Below are 18,734 nucleotides of genomic sequence, written 5' to 3' on the forward strand. Positions count from 1 at the left end.
AACGTCACGAACCCGTGTCTTGGCCCCGCCAATTAAATTTGACCACTTGGTTGAAAACGTTATAAAATAGGGATTTGAAGCCCTCTTCACGGATTTTTGGACGCAGCCCGTCGGAATACTGGCCTTACAGAGCCAAATTTTTTGGCCCTATAAACCTGCTTGAAAAAGTCGCGAGGATGTCACCGAAATCCACGTAGCGGGCGGAGTTTGCGCCCGAAAAACAATCTAAAGTAGATTCTCAATCAGGGAGACTCGCGCCATGGATGGCACATTGAAAGACAACGACCTTAGCCATGTCGTGAACGCTGACAAAGCCCACGTCTGGCATCATCTGGTGCAGCACAAGCCGTTCGAAACAAACGACCCTCGTATCATCATCGAAGGCAAAGGCATGCGCGTGTGGGATCAGAACGGCAAAGAGTATATCGACGCTGTGTCTGGCGCGGTCTGGACCGTAAACGTCGGCTACGGCCGTGAGCGCATTGCAAACGCCGTGCACGCCAACCTGATGAAAATGTGCTACTTCGCCAATGCCGCGGGCAACGTACCCGGCGCGCTTTATGCGGAGAAACTGATCGACAAAATGCCCGGCATGAGCCGAGTCTATTTCACCAACTCCGGATCAGAGGCCAATGAGAAGGCCTTCAAGATGATCCGTCAGATTGCGCATAAGAAATACGGCGGCAAGAAACACAAAATCCTTTATCGCGACCGCGACTACCACGGCTCCACATTGGCGGCGATGTCCGCGGGCGGTCAGGATGAACGCAACATGCAATACGGCCCCTTTGCACCGGGTTTTGTGCGCGTGCCGCACTGTATGGAGTACCGCAAAGACGAACTTGGCCTCGGCCATCTCTCCGGGCGCGAGTTCGGCATCGCTGCGGCCAACCTGATCGAAGAGGTCATCCTTAAGGAAGGCCCGGACACCGTGGGCGCACTCTGCCTTGAGCCTGTGACCGCAGGTGGCGGCGTCATCACCCCACCCGAAGGCTATTGGGAACGGGTGCAGGAAATCTGCAAACAGTATGACATCCTGCTGCACATCGACGAAGTGGTCTGTGGCATTGGCCGCACCGGCACTCATTGGTTTGGCTATCAGCACTACGGCATCAAGCCGGACTTCGTGACCATGGCCAAAGGCGTGGCCTCCGGTTATGCCGCCATCGCCTGCATGGTCACCACCGAAGAGGTCTTTGACCTGTTTAAATCCGACGCGTCCGACAAGCTGGACCACTTCCGGGACATCTCCACCTTCGGCGGATGTACCGCTGGCCCTGCGGCCGCGCTGGAAAACATGGCGATCATCGAAGAAGAAGGCCTGCTGGAAAACTGCACCGCCATGGGCGAGCGCATGATGGCCAACCTGCAGGCTCTGATGGAGAGACACGAAGTCATTGGCGACGTGCGCGGCAAAGGCCTGTTCCTTGGCTGTGAGCTTGTGAAAGATCGCGAGACCAAGGCGCCTGTGGACGAAGCCGACATCGCCGCCGTGGTCGCCGACTGTGGCGCGCAAGGCGTGATCATCGGTGCAGCCAACCGCTCCGTGCCGGGCCGCAACAACGTGATTGCCTTCTCCCCGGCCCTGATCGCCACGGCAGACGACATCGACGCCATCACCACGGCTGTCGATAACGCCCTGACCAAAGTGTTTGGCTAAACAGAACTGCAACGTCCGGTGACGGCGTCCTCCCCCGTCACCCCGCGCCGCTTGCCCCTCGGGGCAGGTGGCGCTTGTGTCTGTGAAAGGAAAACCCATGTGGCCTGCCCCCATCACATTGACCGGCACCCATGTGTCATTGGCGCCTCTGTCACAGGACCACGCGAGTGATTTGGCCGAAGCCTCCGCAGACGGGGATCTTTCCTCCCTGTGGTACACCATGGTGCCAACACCCGAAGAGGTGCCGGCCAACATCGACGCGCGGAATGCGACCTCAGGCATAACGCCTTTTGCCATCCTCGACCCAACAGGCAAAGCCGTTGGCATGACCACCTTTATGAACGCCGACGCAGCCAACCGGCGGGTGGAAATCGGGTCCATATGGTATCGCGCGGCGGTCCAACGCAGCCCAATGAACACCGAATGCAAACTGCTGATGCTGCGTCACGCCTTTGAAGAATTGGACTGCATTGCCGTAGAATTCCGCACCCATTTTCTAAACCAACAATCACGCCGCGCGATCGAACGTCTTGGCGCGAAATTCGATGGCGTTCTGCGCAATCACATGATCATGGCCAACGACACATTGCGCGACACCGCGGTCTATTCGATCTGCCAACACGAATGGCCCGCCGTGCGCGCAAATCTTAAGCACAAGCTGGCACGCATGGCACAAGCGTGAAAGTCCAGTTTGCCAGCGCGATAAGTCCAGTATAGCCTCCCGCCCATGGCCATATCTGTCGAAACCTTCTTCCTCGCGCCCGGCTTTCAGGGCACACTTCAGGCGCAAATCCAGCAATTGATCGCAGAGGGCATCCTGTCCGGCCGCTTCCGTCGCGGCGAAAAACTCCCGTCCTCGCGCAAACTCGCCACCCACCTCGGCGTGTCACGCATCACTGTCACCCTCGCCTACACCGAGCTTCTGGCCAACGACTACCTGACTTCACGTGGCCGATCCGGCTACTACGTCAGCGAAAACGCCCCGGTTCCCCCATCTTTTGATCCACCTAAACCACGCGAAGACCGCATCGATTGGACCCGCGCTTTGGGGCGTCGCTTCACCGGCGGTGACACTCCGGACAAACCCAAAGACTGGGCCAACTACCGCTACCCTTTTGTTTACGGACAAACCGATCCCAGTCTTTTTGATCACGCCAACTGGCGGCTCTGTGCTTTGCAGGCTTTGGGCCAAAAAGACTTCACCGCGCTCACTTCGGATTACTATGATCAGGACGACCCCGAGTTGGTCGAATTCATCGCCCGCAACACGCTACCCCGTCGTGGCATCATCGCCCGCCCTGAAGAAATCCTGATCACCTTGGGTGCCCAAAACGCGCTCTGGATTGCTGCGCAGGTGCTGCTGACCCAGCGCCGCATGGCCGCAATCGAAAACCCCTGCTACCACGCCCTGCGCGACATTCTGAACCAATCGCGCTGCCATGTGGACGCCATCAACGTAGACCGCGACGGCCTCAACCCCGACCTGATCCCCTCTGAAGCGGACGTGATTTTCACCACCCCCAGCCATCAATGCCCAACCACCGCCACCATGCCGATGGCCCGCCGCCACGCCTTGCTGGAGCGTGCCCGCGACATCGACGCGCTGGTGGTCGAAGATGACTACGAATTTGAAATGTCCTTCCTTGACGCCCCCTCCCCGGCCTTGAAATCACTCGATACCGAAGGCCGTGTGATTTATGTGGGAAGCTTCTCCAAGTCGCTGTTTCCTGGCCTGCGTCTTGGATATCTGGTCGGCTCCGAAGCCTTCATCCGAGAAGCCCGCGCCCTGCGTGCCTCCGTCATTCGTCATCCTCCCGGCCACATCCAACGCACTGCCGCGTATTTCCTATCCCTTGGCCACTACGATGCCCTCATCCGCCGCATCCGCGAGGCCCTCAAAGCCCGCCGCGCCGTCATGCAGGACGCCATTGATCAATCAGGCCTGACCGTTGCGGGCAAAGGCGCCTTTGGCGGCTCATCTTTTTGGATGCAGGCCAACCCCGACGTCGACACTGAAATCTTGGCAGAAATCCTCAAATCCGAAGGTGTCCTCATCGAACCAGGTCATTCGTTTTTCACCGGCGAAACCCCACCAAAGAACTTCTACCGCCTCGGCTATTCCTCCATTCCCTCCGAACGCATCCCCGAGGGCGTGGCCCGGATCGCCCGCGCGCTTGGCTCTGGCTGATCTGGACACATCCGGGCACCCCATCTGGCCCTAACGCCAAATTGCCGCAGTTCGTACTTTCCATGCAAAAGGAACGCCCACCGAAAGAGTCGGGCGCAGCATGGAGTTTGCCTCATGAAAATGACCACCGAAGAAGCCTTTGTGAAAGTGCTTCAGCGCCACGGCATCGAGCATGCCTTTGGAATCATTGGCTCCGCCATGATGCCAATCTCAGATCTCTTCCCCAAAGCGGGCATCATGTTCTGGGACTGCGCCCACGAAGGCTCCGCTGGCATGATGAGCGACGGCTACACCCGCGCCACCGGCAAAATGTCGATGATGATCGCGCAAAACGGCCCCGGCATCACCAACTTCGTGACCGCCGTGAAAACCGCCTACTGGAACCACACGCCGCTGCTGCTGGTGACCCCACAGGCCGCCAATAAGACCATCGGTCAGGGTGGTTTTCAGGAAGTTGAGCAGATGGCGCTGTTCAAAGACATGGTGGCCTATCAGGAAGAGGTCCGCGACCCGTCCCGTGTTGCGGAAGTCCTCACCCGTGTGATTGCCCAAGCCAAGCGCCTCTGTGGCCCGGCACAGCTCAACATCCCACGGGACATGTGGACTCAGGTGATCGACATCGACCTGCCCGATCCCATCGAATTTGAGGCTTCCTCCGGCGGCACGTCTTCTGTGGCAGACGCGGCCAAACTGCTGTCTGAAGCTAAGAACCCGGTGATCCTCAACGGTGCCGGCACGGTCCTGTCTGAAGGTGGCATCCCAGCGTCCATCGCGCTGGCCGAACGCCTCGATGCGCCTGTGTGCGTGGGCTATCAGCACAACGACGCCTTCCCCGGCAACCACCCACTGTTTGCAGGCCCACTGGGCTACAACGGCTCCAAAGCGGGCATGGAACTCATCAAAGAGGCTGACGTTGTTCTGGCCCTTGGCACCCGCCTGAACCCATTCTCCACCCTGCCCGGCTACGGCATGGAGTATTGGCCAGCAGACGCAAAAATCATTCAGGTCGACATCAACCCCAACCGCATCGGCCTGACCAAGAAAGTCGAAGTGGGCATCGTTGGCGACGCCGCCAAAGTGGCCAATGGCATTCTGGAGCAACTCTCCGACACCGCAGGCGATGCAGGCCGCGAAGAGCGCAAAGCGCGCATTTCCAAAACCAAATCCGCCTGGGCACAGCAACTGTCCTCGATGGACCACGAAGATGACGATCCGGGCACAACCTGGAACGAGCGCGCCCGCGCCGACAAACCAGACTGGATGTCCCCACGCATGGCCTGGCGCGCGATCCAATCCGCTCTGCCGCGCGAAGCCATCATCAGCTCCGACATCGGCAACAACTGCGCCATCGGCAACGCCTACCCCTCCTTTGAGGAAGGCCGCAAATACCTCGCCCCCGGCCTGTTTGGCCCCTGCGGCTACGGCCTGCCTGCCATCGTGGGCGCCAAAATCGGCCAGCCGGATGTGCCGGTCTGCGGCTTTGCCGGTGACGGCGCCTTTGGCATCGCGGTCAACGAGCTGACCGCCATCGGCCGCGGCGAATGGCCTGCAGTGACCCAAATCGTCTTCCGCAACTACCAGTGGGGCGCTGAAAAACGGAACTCCACCCTGTGGTTTGACGACAACTTTGTGGGCACCGAACTGGACACCCAAGTGTCCTATGCTGGCATCGCGCAAGCCTGTGGCTTGCAAGGTGTTGTGGCCCGCACCATGGACGAGCTGACCGCCGCGTTGAACAAAGCCATCGACGATCAGATGAACCACGGCAAGACAACGCTGATCGAAGCCATGATCAACCAGGAACTGGGTGAACCCTTCCGCCGCGACGCGATGAAAAAGCCTGTTTCCGTGGCCGGTATCGACGCGGCTGACATGGTCAAACAGACCGGAAGCTGACCCCTTGAAGCCGCTCCGCCAGATACTTGGTGCCGCCAGCGGCTCTGACAAAATCATCGCCCTTTCTGAGGGCGATGATCCCCGCGTAGCTGAGGCTGCGCTCATGATCCGCAAAGAAAAAGTGGCCCGCGTGCTGCTGGTGGGGGACCCTCAAAAGATCGAAGACAATCTCGCCAGTTGCGGCACGACCCCTGAGGAAGTTGCCGGCGACATCGAGATCCACGACCCCAACACCTCCCCACTGATTGACGAATTCCGCGAAACGTTGGTGTCTTTGCGCGCCCACAAAGGCATGACACCGGAAATAGCCTCCGCACAAGTCCGTCACAGACTGACCTATGCGGCCCTTCTGGTGCAAACCGGCCGCGCCCACGGCACCGTCGGCGGCGCCGCCGAAACCACGTCCGACACAGTCCGCACTGCCCTACAAATCATCGGCAAAGCGCCGGATGCGGCGATGGTCTCCTCGTTCTTTTTTATGCTCTACTGCAAGGAGCACCACACCGTAAAAGGCGCGCATATCTTTGCGGATTGTGGTCTTGTTGTGGACCCTGACGCAAATGAAATGGCCGAAATTGCTCGTGCCTCGGCGGCGTCTTACCGGGCACTCACCGGCGAGACGCCACGCGTCGCCATGTTGTCTTTCTCAACGGCAGGTAGCGCAGATCATCCCAAAGTGTCCAAGGTTGTGGCGGCCACGCATCTGGCCAAAGTCGCCGATCCTGATCTCATTATCGACGGAGAGCTTCAGTTCGACGCCGCCTTTGTGCCTGAGGTCGCCGCGTCAAAAGCCGAGAAATCTGCGCTTGGCGGCGCAGCCAACGTCTTTGTCTTCCCCAGCCTGAATGCCGGCAACCTAGGCTACAAAATCGCCCAGCGCGTTGGTGGGGCAACCGCCATTGGCCCGGTGCTGCAAGGCCTGGCCAAACCTGCCAATGACTTGTCCCGAGGATGTTCCGCTGAGGATATTTTGCACATGGTTGCCGTCACCGTCGCCCAATCTGATGCATTGGATCAGACCCAAAAGGCGCCGGAGGGGGCCGCATGACCCCCGCGCCTACATCAATCCAGCGCCAGCGTCACAACGGTCGCGGCCACAATATCCTGCGCGCTTGCCCCACGGCTAAGGTCGCACACCGGCTTTTTGAACCCTTGCAGGATTGGCCCCAAGGCTTGCGCGCCTCCCAATGCAACCGCCAATTTGTAAGCGATATTGCCCGCATCCAGATTCGGGAACACCAGCACATTTGCGTCGCCGGTCCCCGCGCCCTTACGCGCGGCCACGTCGGGGATCAGCGCGGCGTCACCTTGCACCGGCCCCGTGAAACCGCTCAACTCGGCCGCCTCGCGCACTTTGTCAACACTGGCACCCGCTCCGCTGGTGCCGGTGGAAAACGACAACAACGCCACCCGCGCCTCACCCAGCAAGGCTTCTCCGCTGCGCGCCGAGGCTGTGGCAATCGCCGCCAATCCTTCGGCATCAGGGTCCACCGTCAAACCGCAGTCGGCAAAGACCAACGACCGGCCATCCGGGAAATTCATCAAGAAAAAACTCGACGGCACGCTCACCCCATCGGCCAAGCCAATCGACATGGAGGCCGCTTCGATCACACGCCGCGTTGGCGCTTCAGCACCCGCAGTCATCGCGTCGGCCTCACCGGCCGCAACCATGGCCGCCGCCCGATAGAGCGGCTTCTCCACAAGACGTCGGGCGATCCGCTCTTTCATACCGCGCGTCTCGATCAGCGCCTGTACGTAGCGGTCGGTGTTGTCACCAAGCGTCATAGGCCGACACAGACCATCCCGATCCAGCGCCCGCATGGCTTCGGCTGTGCGCGGCTCTTTGTGTTCGGGGAACACCACCCGCGCGTTTTTCGCCGCCACCTTGGCCGACAGCGCATCCATAAACTTCATGTATACCTCCGCATACGCAACAGGAGCCATCCGTGACCGAAAACGTCAAGATCAACCGCGGCCTCAAGGGCATTTATTTCGAGCGTTCTGGCGTCTCCCATATCGATGGCGCCAAAGGCGAGCTGTCCTATCGAGGTTATTCCATCCACGACCTCGCCACGCAGTCTACATTTGAGGAAGTCTGCTACCTGCTGATCCACAGCGAGCTGCCCACCGAGACACAACTGGCTGAATTCGACGCCGCGCTCAAGGCCGCCCGCGAGCTGCCTGACCAAATCTTCGACATCATCCGCGCCACCAAAGACGGCCACCCTATGGACGTACTGCGCACCGCGGTCTCCGCCCTCGCCGCACTGGAGGCAGATAGCCAGAACACTGGCACTGAAGCTTTTCTCGCCAACGGCCTGCGCCTAACCTCGCAAGTCCCGATGATCATCGCCGCGCATGAAAACATCCGCAACGGCCGCGATCCGATCCCTGCGGACAAGACTCTGTCCCACGCCGCCAACTGGCTCTGGATGCTCAAGGGAGAGAAACCTTCCGAGGACGCCGCCAAACTGGCCGATGTCGACTTCATCCTACACGCCGAACACGGCGCCAACGCCAGCTCTTTTGCCGCCCGCGTCACCATTGGCACCGACACCAATCTGCACGGCGGCGTCGTCACCGCGCTGTCCACTTTGGCAGGCCCCGCCCACGGCGGCGCAGCCGAAGACGTGATGAAAATGGTGCACGAGATCGGTACGCCCGACAACGCCGCCGCCTACGTCAAAGCCAAGCGCAAAAACCGCGAGGCGGTCACCGGCTTTGGCCACCGCGTCTACCGCGCCGAAGACCCGCGCGCGCGCCACATGCGCGACGGTGTGAAAAAACTTGGCGAAGAAATGGGCGCACCAGAGTGGTACGAAATCCTGCAAGGCGTGGTCGAAGCGATGAAGCCCTACGCCCGCCATGGCCTCAACGTGAACGTCGATTTCTACTCCGGCGTGATCTACCAGTTGCACGGCATCCCGATGGATCTCTATGTGCCAATCTTCGCAATCGGCCGCATGCCGGGCTGGATCATCCAGTGTATCGACCAACAAGAAAGCAACATCCTCATCCGGCCACTGACGCTCTATAACGGCCCTGACATGCGCCCTTATACCCCGATGAAAGACCGTTGATGATCGACGCCCTCGCCCTGCCAACTGACCACTTTGTTTGGCTCATCCTGATTTGTTTCGTCGCCGGTATGGTGCGCGGGTTTTCAGGCTTTGCCTTATCTGCGGTTGTTATGGCGATCGCCGTGATGTTTCTCGCCCCCATAACACTGATCCCCATCCTTTGGTTTCAGGAGATGACCGCCTCCCTACTGATGGTGCGCGGCGGTATGAAAGACGCCAACCGCCGCGTGGTCACCGGGCTGGTGCTAGGCTCGGCGTTTGGCCTGCCCATAGGTCTCAGCTTAACCCAGTCCCTGCCGGTCGACACCTCCAAATTGGTAGCTTTAAGCGTGATTGTTGTGCTTGCCGCGACGCAGCTCGCCAAACTGCGCCTGCCGGTCTTGGCCACACGGCCAGGCCTCTGGGGATCGGGCATTTTGGCGGGCATCGTGACCGGCCTGGCCGGTGTTGGCGGCATGGTCGTTGCGCTCTATGTGTTAGCCTCCAACGCCCCCGCCCGCGAAATGCGCGCCTCTCTGGTGATGTTCCTCTTTGCGTCTTCCGTCATTTCACTGGCAACCTTGACCTATTTTGGCGTGATGAACACCGAGTCCGCCCTGCGCGGCCTTGCATTAGCACCGGCATCCGCTCTGGGAGTTATCGCCGGTAAGTCCCTCTTCCGCCCCGCGTGGGAGCCATATTACAAACCGTTTTGCCTCTGCCTGCTGATCGGATTGGCGACGCTGGGGATCCTCCGTCAGGGGATTGGTGCATGACCAACATCCCTGACTTTACGGCACGTACGCAACACGTCCTTGACCTACACGCTCAATCTGCCACAGCTTCTGCAAAGAAGGATTTCCGCGCGTGACCCAAGCAGACAGAACAAGCTCCCAACCTGACCGCCTTACGCAGATCAAAATGCGTCTACGCGCGGATTTTGCCCGTTATTTCCCCGGCGTTGCGGTTGCCGTCACAGTTGCGGCCACGGCGCAATTGCTGTCTGAGCACCATGGCGCCCCCGCCATGTTGCTTGCCCTGCTGTTTGGCATTGCCCTCAATTTTTTGGGCGAGGAAGGCCGCACCGTTGAGGGCGTTGGCTTTGCCGCAAAAACAGTACTCCGCTTGGGCGTGGCCCTGCTTGGCGCCCGCATTTCAGCGATGATGGTCATGGAACTGGGCTGGCAACTGTTGCTGCTCATCATCCTCGGCGTGGTGGCGACAATCCTTTTTGGTCTGCTCGTAGCCCCTTTGTTCGGTCACAAATGGCGCTTCTCTACGCTCACTGCCAGCTCCGTTGCCATCTGCGGCGCCTCTGCTGCCATGGCCGTGGCTGCAATCTTGCCCAAAGACGCCCGTTCTGAGGAACGCCTGCTCTTCACCGTCATGGGCGTCACCGTTATGTCCACCATTGCCATGATCGCGTATCCGCCGTTGGTGGAAGTCTTCGGGCTCAACGATCAAATGGCGGGCGTCTTCCTTGGCGGCACCATCCATGATGTCGCCCAGGTTGCTGGTGCCGGCTTCTCTATCAGCCAAGAGGCAGGCGACACCGCCGTACTGGTCAAGCTGATCCGAGTCGCCATGCTGGCCCCAGTGGTTCTGATCACCTCCATGCTGATCCGCACCTTTGCTGAAGCCCCCACATCCGGCGAGCGCCCGCCAGTTTTGCCGGGCTTTGTGGTCGGTTTCCTTGCTCTCGCAGCTCTGAATTCGCTTGGTTTCATTCCCGCCTTTCTTTCTGACCTGCTGGGCGAAACCTCTCGTTATCTCCTGCTCACCGCCGTCGCGGCTGTGGGCATGAAAACCAACCTCAAACAGGTGCTCGGCGTCGGCGGCGCAGCCATCGCGCTCATCTTTGTCGAAACCCTCTTCATCGCAGGCTTCATTCTCGCGGGGATTTACTTGCTCACCGGATAAACGCGCCCAAGGGAGGCCAGATGACGTTCCAGCAACCCGACCTCAACACCAGTCCGAAAGTCTCTGACGAGATACGTCAGACGACCTGTTACATGTGCGCCTGTCGCTGCGGCATCAACGTGCACATGAAGGACGGCCCCGATGGCAAAAAACAAGTGGCCTATATCGAAGGCAACCGCGACCATCCGGTGAACAAAGGCGTGCTCTGCGCCAAAGGCTCCGCCGGCATCATGCAGGTCAACGCGCCGTCTCGCCTGAAAAAGCCCCTTAAACGGGTCGGCCCACGCGGTTCCGGCGAGTATGAGGAGATCAGCTGGGAAGAAGCCATGAGCACAGCTGTCGGTTGGCTTACCGAGCTACATGAAACCGCGCCGCACAAATTGGCATTCTTCACCGGCCGCGACCAATCCCAAAGCTTCACCAGCTTCTGGGCACAGCACTTTGGCACGCCCAACTATGCGGCCCACGGCGGTTTCTGCTCCGTCAACATGGCAGCGGCGGGCATCTACACCATGGGTGGGGCTTTTTGGGAGTTTGGCCAACCGGATTGGGACCACACCAAACTCTTCATGATCTTTGGCGTCGCCGAAGACCACGACAGCAACCCAATCAAAGCTGGCATTGGAAAGATCAAAGCCCGCGGTGCCAAAGTCATTGGCGTGAACCCTGTGCGTTCCGGCTACAACGCCGTTGCGGATGAATGGGTGGGCATCACGCCCGGCACCGACGGCCTCTTCATCCTCAGCCTCGTGCATGAGCTGATGAAGGCCGGCAAAATCGACCTGCACTACCTCGCGCAATACACAAATGCCGCCGTGCTGGTGGACGCCGAAACCGGCCTTTTGATGCGCGACGCGGATGGCAAACAACTGGTGATTGACCGCAAAACCGGCAAGCCCGCACCCTTTGACAAGAAAGGCGTGCGCCCAGATCTGTCGGCCACCTACCGTCAGGCCGGTGTCACCCACCGTACAGTGATGCACCTGATGGCTGAGAAATATCTCGACCCGCAATACGCACCGGAAAACGTCGCCGAGAAAACCGGCATCTCCGCCCGAAAAATCAAAACCATCGCCGCTGAACTGGCGCGTGTGGCCTTTGACGAGGCCTTTGAGCTGGAGCAGGAGTGGACCGACTTCCGCGGCGAGGTCCACAAAACCATGACGGGGCGGCCGGTCAGCTTTCACGCCATGCGCGGCATCTCCGCCCATTCCAACGGGTTCCAGACGTGCCGCGCCCTACACGTGCTGCAAATCCTTTTGGGGACCGTCGAAGTCCCCGGCGGTTTCCGTTTTAAGCCGCCCTATCCCAAGCCGGTTGAGGCGCACCCAACACCCCACGGCTATGGCCGTCCCGGCAAGCCACTAGCCGGTCCACACCTCGGCTTCCCGCGTGGCCCCGAAGACCTGCAGATCAACGAGGACGGCTCCGCCTGTCGCATCGACAAAGCCTTCACATGGGAAAACCCTATGTCCGTACATGGCCTGATGCATATGGTGATCTCCAACGCCCACGCACAGGATCCGTACCCGATCGACACCCTGTTCATGTACATGGCCAACATGTCCTGGAACTCCTCGATGAACACCTCGGGCGTGATCAAGATGCTGACCGACCGCAACGACGACGGCGGCTACCGCATCCCACGCATCATCTACTCCGATGCCTACAGTTCCGAAATGGTCGCCTATGCCGACCTGATCCTCCCCGACACCACCTATCTGGAACGCCACGACTGTATTTCGCTATTGGACCGCCCAATCTGCGAAGCGGACGGCGCGGCCGACGCCATCCGCTGGCCGGTGATTGAACCAGATCGCGACGTGCGCGGCTTCCAATCGGTGCTGATCGAACTTGGCGCACGTATTGGCCTGCCTGGCTTTCTCAAAGAAGACGGAACCGCCAAGTGGAAAGACTACGCCGATTACATCGTGAACCACGAACGCCGCCCTGGCGTGGGTCCTCTTGCTGGTTTCCGTGGAAACGGCGACCAATTTGGCCGCGGCAAAGTCAATCCAAATCAACTTGAAGAGTACATTGCCAACGGTGGCTTTGCCATCGAACACGTGCCGGACAACGCACTCTACATGAAACCTTGGAATCAGCACTACCAAGACTGGGCCGTTGGCATTGGGCTCTATGACGCCCCCCAACCCTTCTTGTTCCAGCTCTATGTGGAACCAATGCGCAAATTCCAACGTGCCGCCGAAGGACATGGTGACATCCAGCCTCCAGACCATCTGCGCGACCGTCTGAAGGAGGTTATGGAGCCGCTGCCCATCTGGTACGCGCCGCTGGAGGACGCCCGTGTTGATCCAGACGAGTTGAACGTGCACGCCCTCACCCAACGCCCAATGGCGATGTATCACAGCTGGGGCACCCAAAACGCTTGGCTGCGCCAGTTACACGGCGAAAACCCGCTCTACCTCCCAACCAAACTCTGGAAGAAACACGGCTTTGCCGAGGGCGACTGGGCCCGCGTGACCTCTGCCCACGGCGAGATCACAGTGCCTGTGGCCCATCAGGCGGCTCTCAACGAGAACACCGTCTGGACCTGGAACGCCATTGGCAAACGCAAAGGCGCCTGGGCGCTTTCTGAGGACGCGCCGGAGGCCAACAAAGGGTTCCTGCTCAACCATCTGATCCATGAATTGCTGCCGCCCAAAGGCGACGGCTTGCGGTGGGCCAACTCGGACCCCATCACAGGCCAAGCCGCGTGGTTCGACCTGCGCGTGAAAATCGCGAAAGCGGATGCGCCTGAAGAGAGCCAACCGGCCTTTGATCCTATCAAGTCACCAGTGCCCCAAGGCCCGGATCATTTGGAATGGAAAGTAGGCAAATGAGACATCAAGGCCTCAAAATCCGCACCTCCGCGATACAGTCGCAATACCGACGCAATACCGACGTGAAAAAATGACCGATTTACCCGCCAAAACCGACCGCACCCTCGGCCTTGTGATCGATCTGGACACCTGCGTCGGCTGCCACGCATGCGTGATATCCTGCAAAGGCTGGAACACCGAAAACTACGGCGCGCCGCTGTCTGATCAACGCCCCTATGGCACCGAACCCATGGGCACATTTCTGAACCGCGTACACAGCTATGAGGTGCAGCCAGAGCAAGGCAGCGCGCAGACCGTACACTTTCCCAAGTCTTGTTTGCATTGCGAAAATGCCCCCTGCGTCACAGTCTGCCCCACCGGCGCAAGCTACAAACGCGTTGAGGATGGCATTGTGCTGGTCAACGAAGACCACTGCATCGGCTGCGGCCTCTGCGCCTGGGCCTGCCCTTATGGCGCGCGCGAGTTGGATCAAGCCGAAGGCGTGATGAAGAAATGCACCCTCTGTGTGGATCGCATCTACAACGAAAACCTGCCGGAAGAGGATCAAATCCCCTCCTGCGTCCGCACCTGCCCAGCGGGTGCAAGACACTTTGGCGACCTGTCCGATCCCAAATCTGACGTCAGCCAACTTGTTGAATCCAGAGGCGGATTTGACCTCATGCCGGAAATGGGCACCTTGCCCGTCAACAAATATCTGCCACCCCGCCTCAAAGATTCCTGGGACGACCAAAGCCTTTTGGCCCCACTTCTGGAACCCGTTGCCGAAGAACCCCAAGGCTTCCTCGGCTGGCTCGACAAGGCCCTCGACAAACTGCCCGGAGGGACCGCCTGATGCATCCAGCCCCATCCGTTATCGTCTTCTCAACGCTCTCCGGCCTTGGCTTCGGCCTCCTGTTCTGGCTTGGCATTGATCCGACGCCACCCACCGGCCTCACAGCTTTTGTATTCTTTGCAATTGCTTACGCCCTGTCCGTTGGTGGCCTGATCTCCTCCACCTTCCACCTCGGCCACCCTGAACGCGCCTGGCGCGCCCTCTCCCAATGGCGCAGCAGCTGGCTATCACGCGAAGGAGTCAGCGCCATCCTCGCCCTTCTTTTTATGGGGCTACACGCGATATCGCTGATTTTCCTTGAAATGAACGCCACCGCATTGGGTCTGATCGGTGCCGCCCTATCGCTGTTCACCGTCTTCACCACCTCAATGATCTACGCCCAGCTCGAAACTGTGCCACGCTGGAAAACCCCTTTGACGCCAGCACTTTACCTGAGTTTCTCTCTGGCTGGAGGCGCATTGCTTTCGGGTCTCGTGAACATGGCCATCCTGCTGCTTGTGATCGCCGCGATCTTCCAATTCATCTGGTGGCAACGTGGTGACGCGGCCCTATCTGACAGCGGCACCGACCTTGGCACGGCCACGGGATTAGGCGAGCGCGGCACGGTGCGCTCCATGGCACATCCCCACACCGCGCCCAATTATCTGGTGAGAGAATTCATCTACGTCATTGGCCGGAAACACGCGCAAAAACTGCGCCGCATCGCTTTTGGGCTCACCTTCGTGCTGCCCATCATCTGCCTGCTGCTGCCCTTCAGCCACGTCTTGGCAATCATCGCAGTCCTCAGCCACGTCGCAGGTGTCGCAACCTCGCGCTGGCTGTTCTTTGCAGAGGCCGAGCACGTGGTCGGCCTCTACTACGGCATGCGTTAACGCGCCTTCCCGCGCCAGGTGTCCAGCCAGGCGCGGAACCGCCCGCGCTTCTCAGCCAGATTGTCGCCTGCTGCTTCCAGGCTGTCTCCCATGTCCTCAAGCACCGGATCAATCCGCGCCTGACGGAAGCGCCGCCAACGCACGTAAATCGCCCAAACAAAAGCGAAAAACACGGTCAGGATCAGGATGTTCAACCATGGAATAAAGGTCACATCTGACCCTTCTACGGCTTTCACTCCCACGGCATTTGGGTAGATCGATAGGAACTCATTGCGCCAGCCGTAGTGCTTTACAGCCACCCATTGCGGCGCGTCCGCAGACGACTTCATATCCGCCGCTTCGGCCTGCAAATTGGCGGTGTCAAACTTGAAGTACGGCGGCCACCCGGCGGACGTATCTTCGTTGCGATAGACCATCACCTTTTCATTCGGAAACTTGGTCTGAATGAAAAACACATCGCGATTCACGTTGCCGGTTGCATTGCCACTGTCTTCTTTGGCCCAGAAAATCGAGTTCTCGCCAAAATCGATCCGCTTTTCATAGGTGTCGGTGATCCGCACGACATCGTGCTGCGGCAGTGTGTAATGAAAAAACGCCGCCACAAACAGCCAGAAGAGCGTCCAAAAGCCCCATTTCACATAGACCATGTCTTTGGTCCCCCTAGTGGAAATTCATAAAGTAGATCAACGCGATCACGATGGTCACAGGGATGATATAGACACCCCAGATCAATTTGCGACGCAAAGAGCCGTCATAGTCCTGCAACCCTTGCTCTACAAAGGCATCCCGGTCGCCGCTCATACCCTCACGGTCCCATTCCGCCTCAAGCTTGTCGCGCCGTTTGGCGCGCGAGTAGAGCGACAGACAGATGTAGACAATGGTGAGCACGACAAAGCCCACGACCGACAATCTTACCAATGCAAACATGATCTACCTCCTCACCGCGCCCCACGGACCAACCCGTGCGATCATATCCTCAGACGCCCGCCGCGTCACACGGGGCATCTCCAGTGGTGCGTCAAAGCCAAACAGAGCCTCGCGCGCGCCAACCTTGTCGACCTGATACTCCCGCTCCAGGAAATCCGCCACAAAGCTTTTTTTGGTCTCTGACCAGCCTTGATAGAGGCGATAAAACACCTCCTTGTGGCAGATAAACAGCTGCCGGATGTCCTTGGGCGCCAACTCTGCCAGCAGCATATTCACCAGATCGCGCTGATCCGTGTCTGTGGCCCGCAGCGTGTAGAAATAGGCGGGGTGATCGCTGGTGATCTTCGGCCATTTACCATCACTTTCCGCCCAATCCACCATCTTACGCAGCTCATGGTATTCAGGCGGCAGTTGCTCCGCATGCTGTCGCGCCAGACGGCGAATGTCGCTGCGCGTTGCCCCAGTAAGGTCCACGCCGGCTTCCTGCGCCGCGTCCACAACGATGAAATCCATCTTCTGGCGCAAAATCGCCGCGCCATCCACGCCCCGCGCTTTCACAATAGGCTCGGCCAGATCGTTGTAGTCCAGAAACTTCGCGATCTGATTTCGGTCTTTGAAATCAAACGTGTATTTGATCGGCAGCTTGCCCAGGTCAGCCTTGTCACCCGCCGTGATCACCGCTGGATGCGCCAAGCCGCGGAACAGGTAGACCCCGCCATAATGCGCGGTCCAATAGTCTTGCTGATCAAACTCCATATGTTTGAGCTTCACCGGATTGCGCGTCACATCGCCAGTGCGTATTGCCAGCGTGATCATGTCAGCAATCAGCACATCATCAAACCAGCCGTCTTCCTCCTGCTTGAACCGATCCGCCAGTTCGCCCAGCTTCTCCGCATCGCGCAGCGTGCCCTCAGTCGTGTCCGCCTCAATCGTGACCTTGCGAATGTCCATCAGCTTGCCGGGCTGGCTTACGGAAAATACCGAATTCACCAACTCGCCTGCGACGGCATCCCGCGCGGTCAGAGCAAAGAGCTGAGGCTCGTTTTCCTCAATGAAATGCCGCAGAATATCGCGGCTGGTGGAGAACTTGATGTTCAACAGCGGCGCGGATTTCTGATCCGTGGTCAGCAGGATGAACTGCCGATTGCAGCCCCCGTGATTGAGGTAGAGATGATCGTTTAGCTCGTCGCCAATCTCCGGCGAATAACCCGAGATATCGATGTGGAAATCGGTAAGATTGGTGGTCTTGCCCGTCAGATGTTTCAGCGCCCGGTTATAGCGCTCCACCAAAACCGGCGAGGCCACCTCGATCAGGTTGCCAAACATCAGGCCGCGTTGGATCAGTCTATGCATTTTAGGCCAACCTCTTTAATTCACTTTCAATAAGCTCCCACTCAGCACGAACAATCGCCCGACAAAGTGCTCTAAACTCCGGAACTTGAACCACTCCAATGGCACTATCTTCACTATTACCGCCAAATAGATGTGTAATTGTGCCCAAAACCGCTTGATCGAACTCTTCTGGATCAACAACTTTAGCGCGGATTCTCGATGCAATTTCCCATGAAATCAGCACCATCTCTGACATGCCTTTCTTGACATCCTCTTCGCTGAGACCTTCATTCGAAGCGTTCCGAAAGCAAATGGACTCAACTAAAGCATAAATTCGGTCCACTTGTTTGATCAACTCATCGAAGTTTTCTTTCCGGTACTCCGAGAGCTTTACTCTACCGGCCAATCGAATTTCGTCAGCTTTGGATTTGTGAACCAAATAACTGCCAAAAAAGCCGACGAAAACTGTAAAAACCGGTATCCCCAACGAAACTAGTAATGCTTGGTTTGCTGCTAACCACTTGCTGATTTCTGTCACTTTTTAACCTCCCGCCCGGCCTTAAGTCGGGCCGCGCCCGACCTCCCCCCGGAGGGCGCGTTTGCACCGTCCACAACACACACAAACACCTGCGCTCCTTGCGCCAAATCACCAACTCCAAAACAATCCAAAGCGCCCACCAGGTCGGGCGCGGCCCTCATCTCCATGCTCACCGCTCCACTGCCGCACTATCCTGCCCGCGCCGCGCTTCCACACCCTGCGCATGGCCAAACCAGGCCAGCCCCAAAATCGGCGCCCAGACAATCGCCGCCATCAGCGACAGTCTCAAATGCACCCAGGCCGCACCCAGCGGATCAATCTCAAAATGCCCCACGGCCTCAAACCCGCGCATCTGGGTGAGACCTATCGAAATCATAAACCCAATCGCCACCAAAAACGCCGCAGACAGCGCAATTCCGTGCAGCACCTTGCCATGAGAGCGCGTCTCACGATCCACCAGCACACGCGGCAACAGCACCGCCAACAGCGCCAAGACGCCGAGCGGCACCGCCGTGTTGAAAAAACCGATGCTGTCGATCACAAACACAAAGGCTCTCCCCCGCAGAGTTGGGCGTCAATCGGGTTCATTTTGCCACTCCGGATGGCCAGCTTGCGTCGCGTTGGACTGCTAAGACAAGCGTTACAAAGGGCACGAGAAGGAACATCG

The 18,734-nt window shown here is 58.8% G+C and carries 17 protein-coding genes; 11 read left to right on the forward strand and 6 right to left on the reverse strand.

The genetic code is table 11. From position 1 onward, the window contains the following. The first annotated feature begins 259 nt into the window (after positions 1-259). The 5 genes from MK208_RS11115 (at position 260) to pta (ending at position 6,792) form a co-directional block, all read left to right on the forward strand. On the forward strand, positions 260-1,660 hold the full coding sequence (locus MK208_RS11115; protein WP_294116590.1) for an aminotransferase class III-fold pyridoxal phosphate-dependent enzyme: 1,401 nt from the start codon (positions 260-262) through the stop codon (positions 1,658-1,660). Between the two features lie 97 nt (positions 1,661-1,757). Further along, entirely contained in the window at positions 1,758-2,342 is a 585-nt protein-coding gene (locus tag MK208_RS11120; protein WP_294116753.1) for a GNAT family protein, read from the forward strand. A gap of 45 nt (positions 2,343-2,387) precedes the next feature. Further along, complete coding sequence (locus tag MK208_RS11125) at positions 2,388-3,848, forward strand: PLP-dependent aminotransferase family protein (protein ID WP_294116591.1); 1,461 nt, start codon at positions 2,388-2,390, stop codon at positions 3,846-3,848. Between the two features lie 114 nt (positions 3,849-3,962). Then, positions 3,963-5,744, forward strand: coding sequence for a sulfoacetaldehyde acetyltransferase (xsc, locus tag MK208_RS11130; RefSeq protein WP_294116592.1), 1,782 nt, complete (start codon positions 3,963-3,965; stop codon positions 5,742-5,744). Between the two features lie 4 nt (positions 5,745-5,748). After that, positions 5,749-6,792: a phosphate acetyltransferase gene (gene pta, locus MK208_RS11135; RefSeq protein WP_294116594.1), complete on the forward strand. Its 1,044-nt coding sequence runs from the start codon at positions 5,749-5,751 to the stop codon at positions 6,790-6,792. A gap of 14 nt (positions 6,793-6,806) precedes the next feature. Here the strand turns inward: pta and MK208_RS11140 are convergent, their stop codons facing one another. Beyond that, positions 6,807-7,658, reverse strand: a complete 852-nt coding sequence (locus tag MK208_RS11140; protein WP_294116595.1) for a phosphate acyltransferase — start codon at positions 7,656-7,658, stop codon at positions 6,807-6,809. A gap of 32 nt (positions 7,659-7,690) precedes the next feature. On the opposite strand from MK208_RS11140, the gene MK208_RS11145 reads away from it, so the two are divergent. The 6 genes from MK208_RS11145 (at position 7,691) to MK208_RS11170 (ending at position 15,270) form a co-directional block, all read left to right on the forward strand. Beyond that, positions 7,691-8,824: a citrate/2-methylcitrate synthase gene (locus MK208_RS11145; protein WP_294116596.1), complete on the forward strand. Its 1,134-nt coding sequence runs from the start codon at positions 7,691-7,693 to the stop codon at positions 8,822-8,824. After that, positions 8,824-9,579, forward strand: coding sequence for a sulfite exporter TauE/SafE family protein (locus MK208_RS11150; RefSeq protein ID WP_294116598.1), 756 nt, complete (start codon positions 8,824-8,826; stop codon positions 9,577-9,579). The genes MK208_RS11145 and MK208_RS11150 overlap by 1 nt, the downstream gene beginning before the upstream one ends. Before the next feature lie 145 nt (positions 9,580-9,724). Next, positions 9,725-10,723, forward strand: coding sequence for a putative sulfate exporter family transporter (locus MK208_RS11155; RefSeq protein WP_294116754.1), 999 nt, complete (start codon positions 9,725-9,727; stop codon positions 10,721-10,723). Positions 10,724-10,743: 20 nt separating this feature from the next. Beyond that, positions 10,744-13,566, forward strand: coding sequence for a molybdopterin oxidoreductase family protein (locus tag MK208_RS11160; RefSeq protein WP_294116599.1), 2,823 nt, complete (start codon positions 10,744-10,746; stop codon positions 13,564-13,566). Positions 13,567-13,636: 70 nt separating this feature from the next. Then, positions 13,637-14,398 carry a 4Fe-4S dicluster domain-containing protein gene (locus MK208_RS11165; protein ID WP_294116600.1) on the forward strand — a complete coding sequence of 254 codons (762 nt, stop codon included), beginning with the start codon at positions 13,637-13,639 and terminating at the stop codon, positions 14,396-14,398. Next, the gene (locus MK208_RS11170) at positions 14,398-15,270 is read left to right on the forward strand and encodes a DmsC/YnfH family molybdoenzyme membrane anchor subunit (RefSeq protein WP_294116601.1); all 873 of its coding nucleotides are present in this window, start codon (positions 14,398-14,400) and stop codon (positions 15,268-15,270) included. Before MK208_RS11165 ends, MK208_RS11170 begins: the two co-directional genes overlap by 1 nt. Here MK208_RS11170 and MK208_RS11175 read toward each other — a convergent pair. The 5 genes from MK208_RS11175 to MK208_RS11195 form a co-directional block, all read right to left on the reverse strand. Further along, complete coding sequence (locus MK208_RS11175) at positions 15,267-15,917, reverse strand: DUF1523 family protein (protein WP_294116603.1); 651 nt, start codon at positions 15,915-15,917, stop codon at positions 15,267-15,269. The genes MK208_RS11170 and MK208_RS11175 overlap by 4 nt on opposite strands. A gap of 13 nt (positions 15,918-15,930) precedes the next feature. Beyond that, a complete protein-coding gene (locus MK208_RS11180) occupies positions 15,931-16,197 on the reverse strand; it encodes a hypothetical protein (protein WP_294116605.1) in 267 nt (88 codons plus the stop codon). 3 nt (positions 16,198-16,200) lie between these two features. Next, a complete protein-coding gene (locus tag MK208_RS11185; protein WP_294116606.1) occupies positions 16,201-17,550 on the reverse strand; it encodes a DUF6638 family protein in 1,350 nt (449 codons plus the stop codon). Position 17,551: 1 nt separating this feature from the next. Next, on the reverse strand, positions 17,552-18,067 hold the full coding sequence (locus MK208_RS11190; RefSeq protein WP_294116607.1) for a hypothetical protein: 516 nt from the start codon (positions 18,065-18,067) through the stop codon (positions 17,552-17,554). A 169-nt stretch (positions 18,068-18,236) separates the two neighbouring features. Beyond that, positions 18,237-18,614: a hypothetical protein gene (locus MK208_RS11195; RefSeq protein WP_294116608.1), complete on the reverse strand. Its 378-nt coding sequence runs from the start codon at positions 18,612-18,614 to the stop codon at positions 18,237-18,239. Positions 18,615-18,734: the final 120 nt, after the last annotated feature.

The organism is Shimia sp., assembly GCF_022448905.1.
GTDB lineage: Bacteria > Pseudomonadota > Alphaproteobacteria > Rhodobacterales > Rhodobacteraceae > Shimia.

Bases quoted from the DNA above. Each gene is read 5' to 3' on its own strand.
- MK208_RS11120 (WP_294116753.1), top strand. From the start codon at position 1,758: ATGTGGCCTGCCCCCATCACATTGACCGGCACCCATGTGTCATTGGCG.
- MK208_RS11150 (WP_294116598.1), top strand. From the start codon at position 8,824: ATGATCGACGCCCTCGCCCTGCCAACTGACCACTTTGTTTGGCTCATC.
- MK208_RS11170 (WP_294116601.1), top strand. From the start codon at position 14,398: ATGCATCCAGCCCCATCCGTTATCGTCTTCTCAACGCTCTCCGGCCTT.
- MK208_RS11125 (WP_294116591.1), top strand. From the start codon at position 2,388: ATGGCCATATCTGTCGAAACCTTCTTCCTCGCGCCCGGCTTTCAGGGC.
- MK208_RS11115 (WP_294116590.1), top strand. From the start codon at position 260: ATGGATGGCACATTGAAAGACAACGACCTTAGCCATGTCGTGAACGCT.
- MK208_RS11180 (WP_294116605.1), bottom strand. From the start codon at position 16,197: ATGTTTGCATTGGTAAGATTGTCGGTCGTGGGCTTTGTCGTGCTCACC.
- MK208_RS11185 (WP_294116606.1), bottom strand. From the start codon at position 17,550: ATGCATAGACTGATCCAACGCGGCCTGATGTTTGGCAACCTGATCGAG.
- MK208_RS11175 (WP_294116603.1), bottom strand. From the start codon at position 15,917: ATGGTCTATGTGAAATGGGGCTTTTGGACGCTCTTCTGGCTGTTTGTG.
- xsc (WP_294116592.1), top strand. From the start codon at position 3,963: ATGAAAATGACCACCGAAGAAGCCTTTGTGAAAGTGCTTCAGCGCCAC.
- MK208_RS11165 (WP_294116600.1), top strand. From the start codon at position 13,637: ATGACCGATTTACCCGCCAAAACCGACCGCACCCTCGGCCTTGTGATC.
- MK208_RS11140 (WP_294116595.1), bottom strand. From the start codon at position 7,658: ATGAAGTTTATGGATGCGCTGTCGGCCAAGGTGGCGGCGAAAAACGCG.
- MK208_RS11160 (WP_294116599.1), top strand. From the start codon at position 10,744: ATGACGTTCCAGCAACCCGACCTCAACACCAGTCCGAAAGTCTCTGAC.
- MK208_RS11155 (WP_294116754.1), top strand. From the start codon at position 9,725: ATGCGTCTACGCGCGGATTTTGCCCGTTATTTCCCCGGCGTTGCGGTT.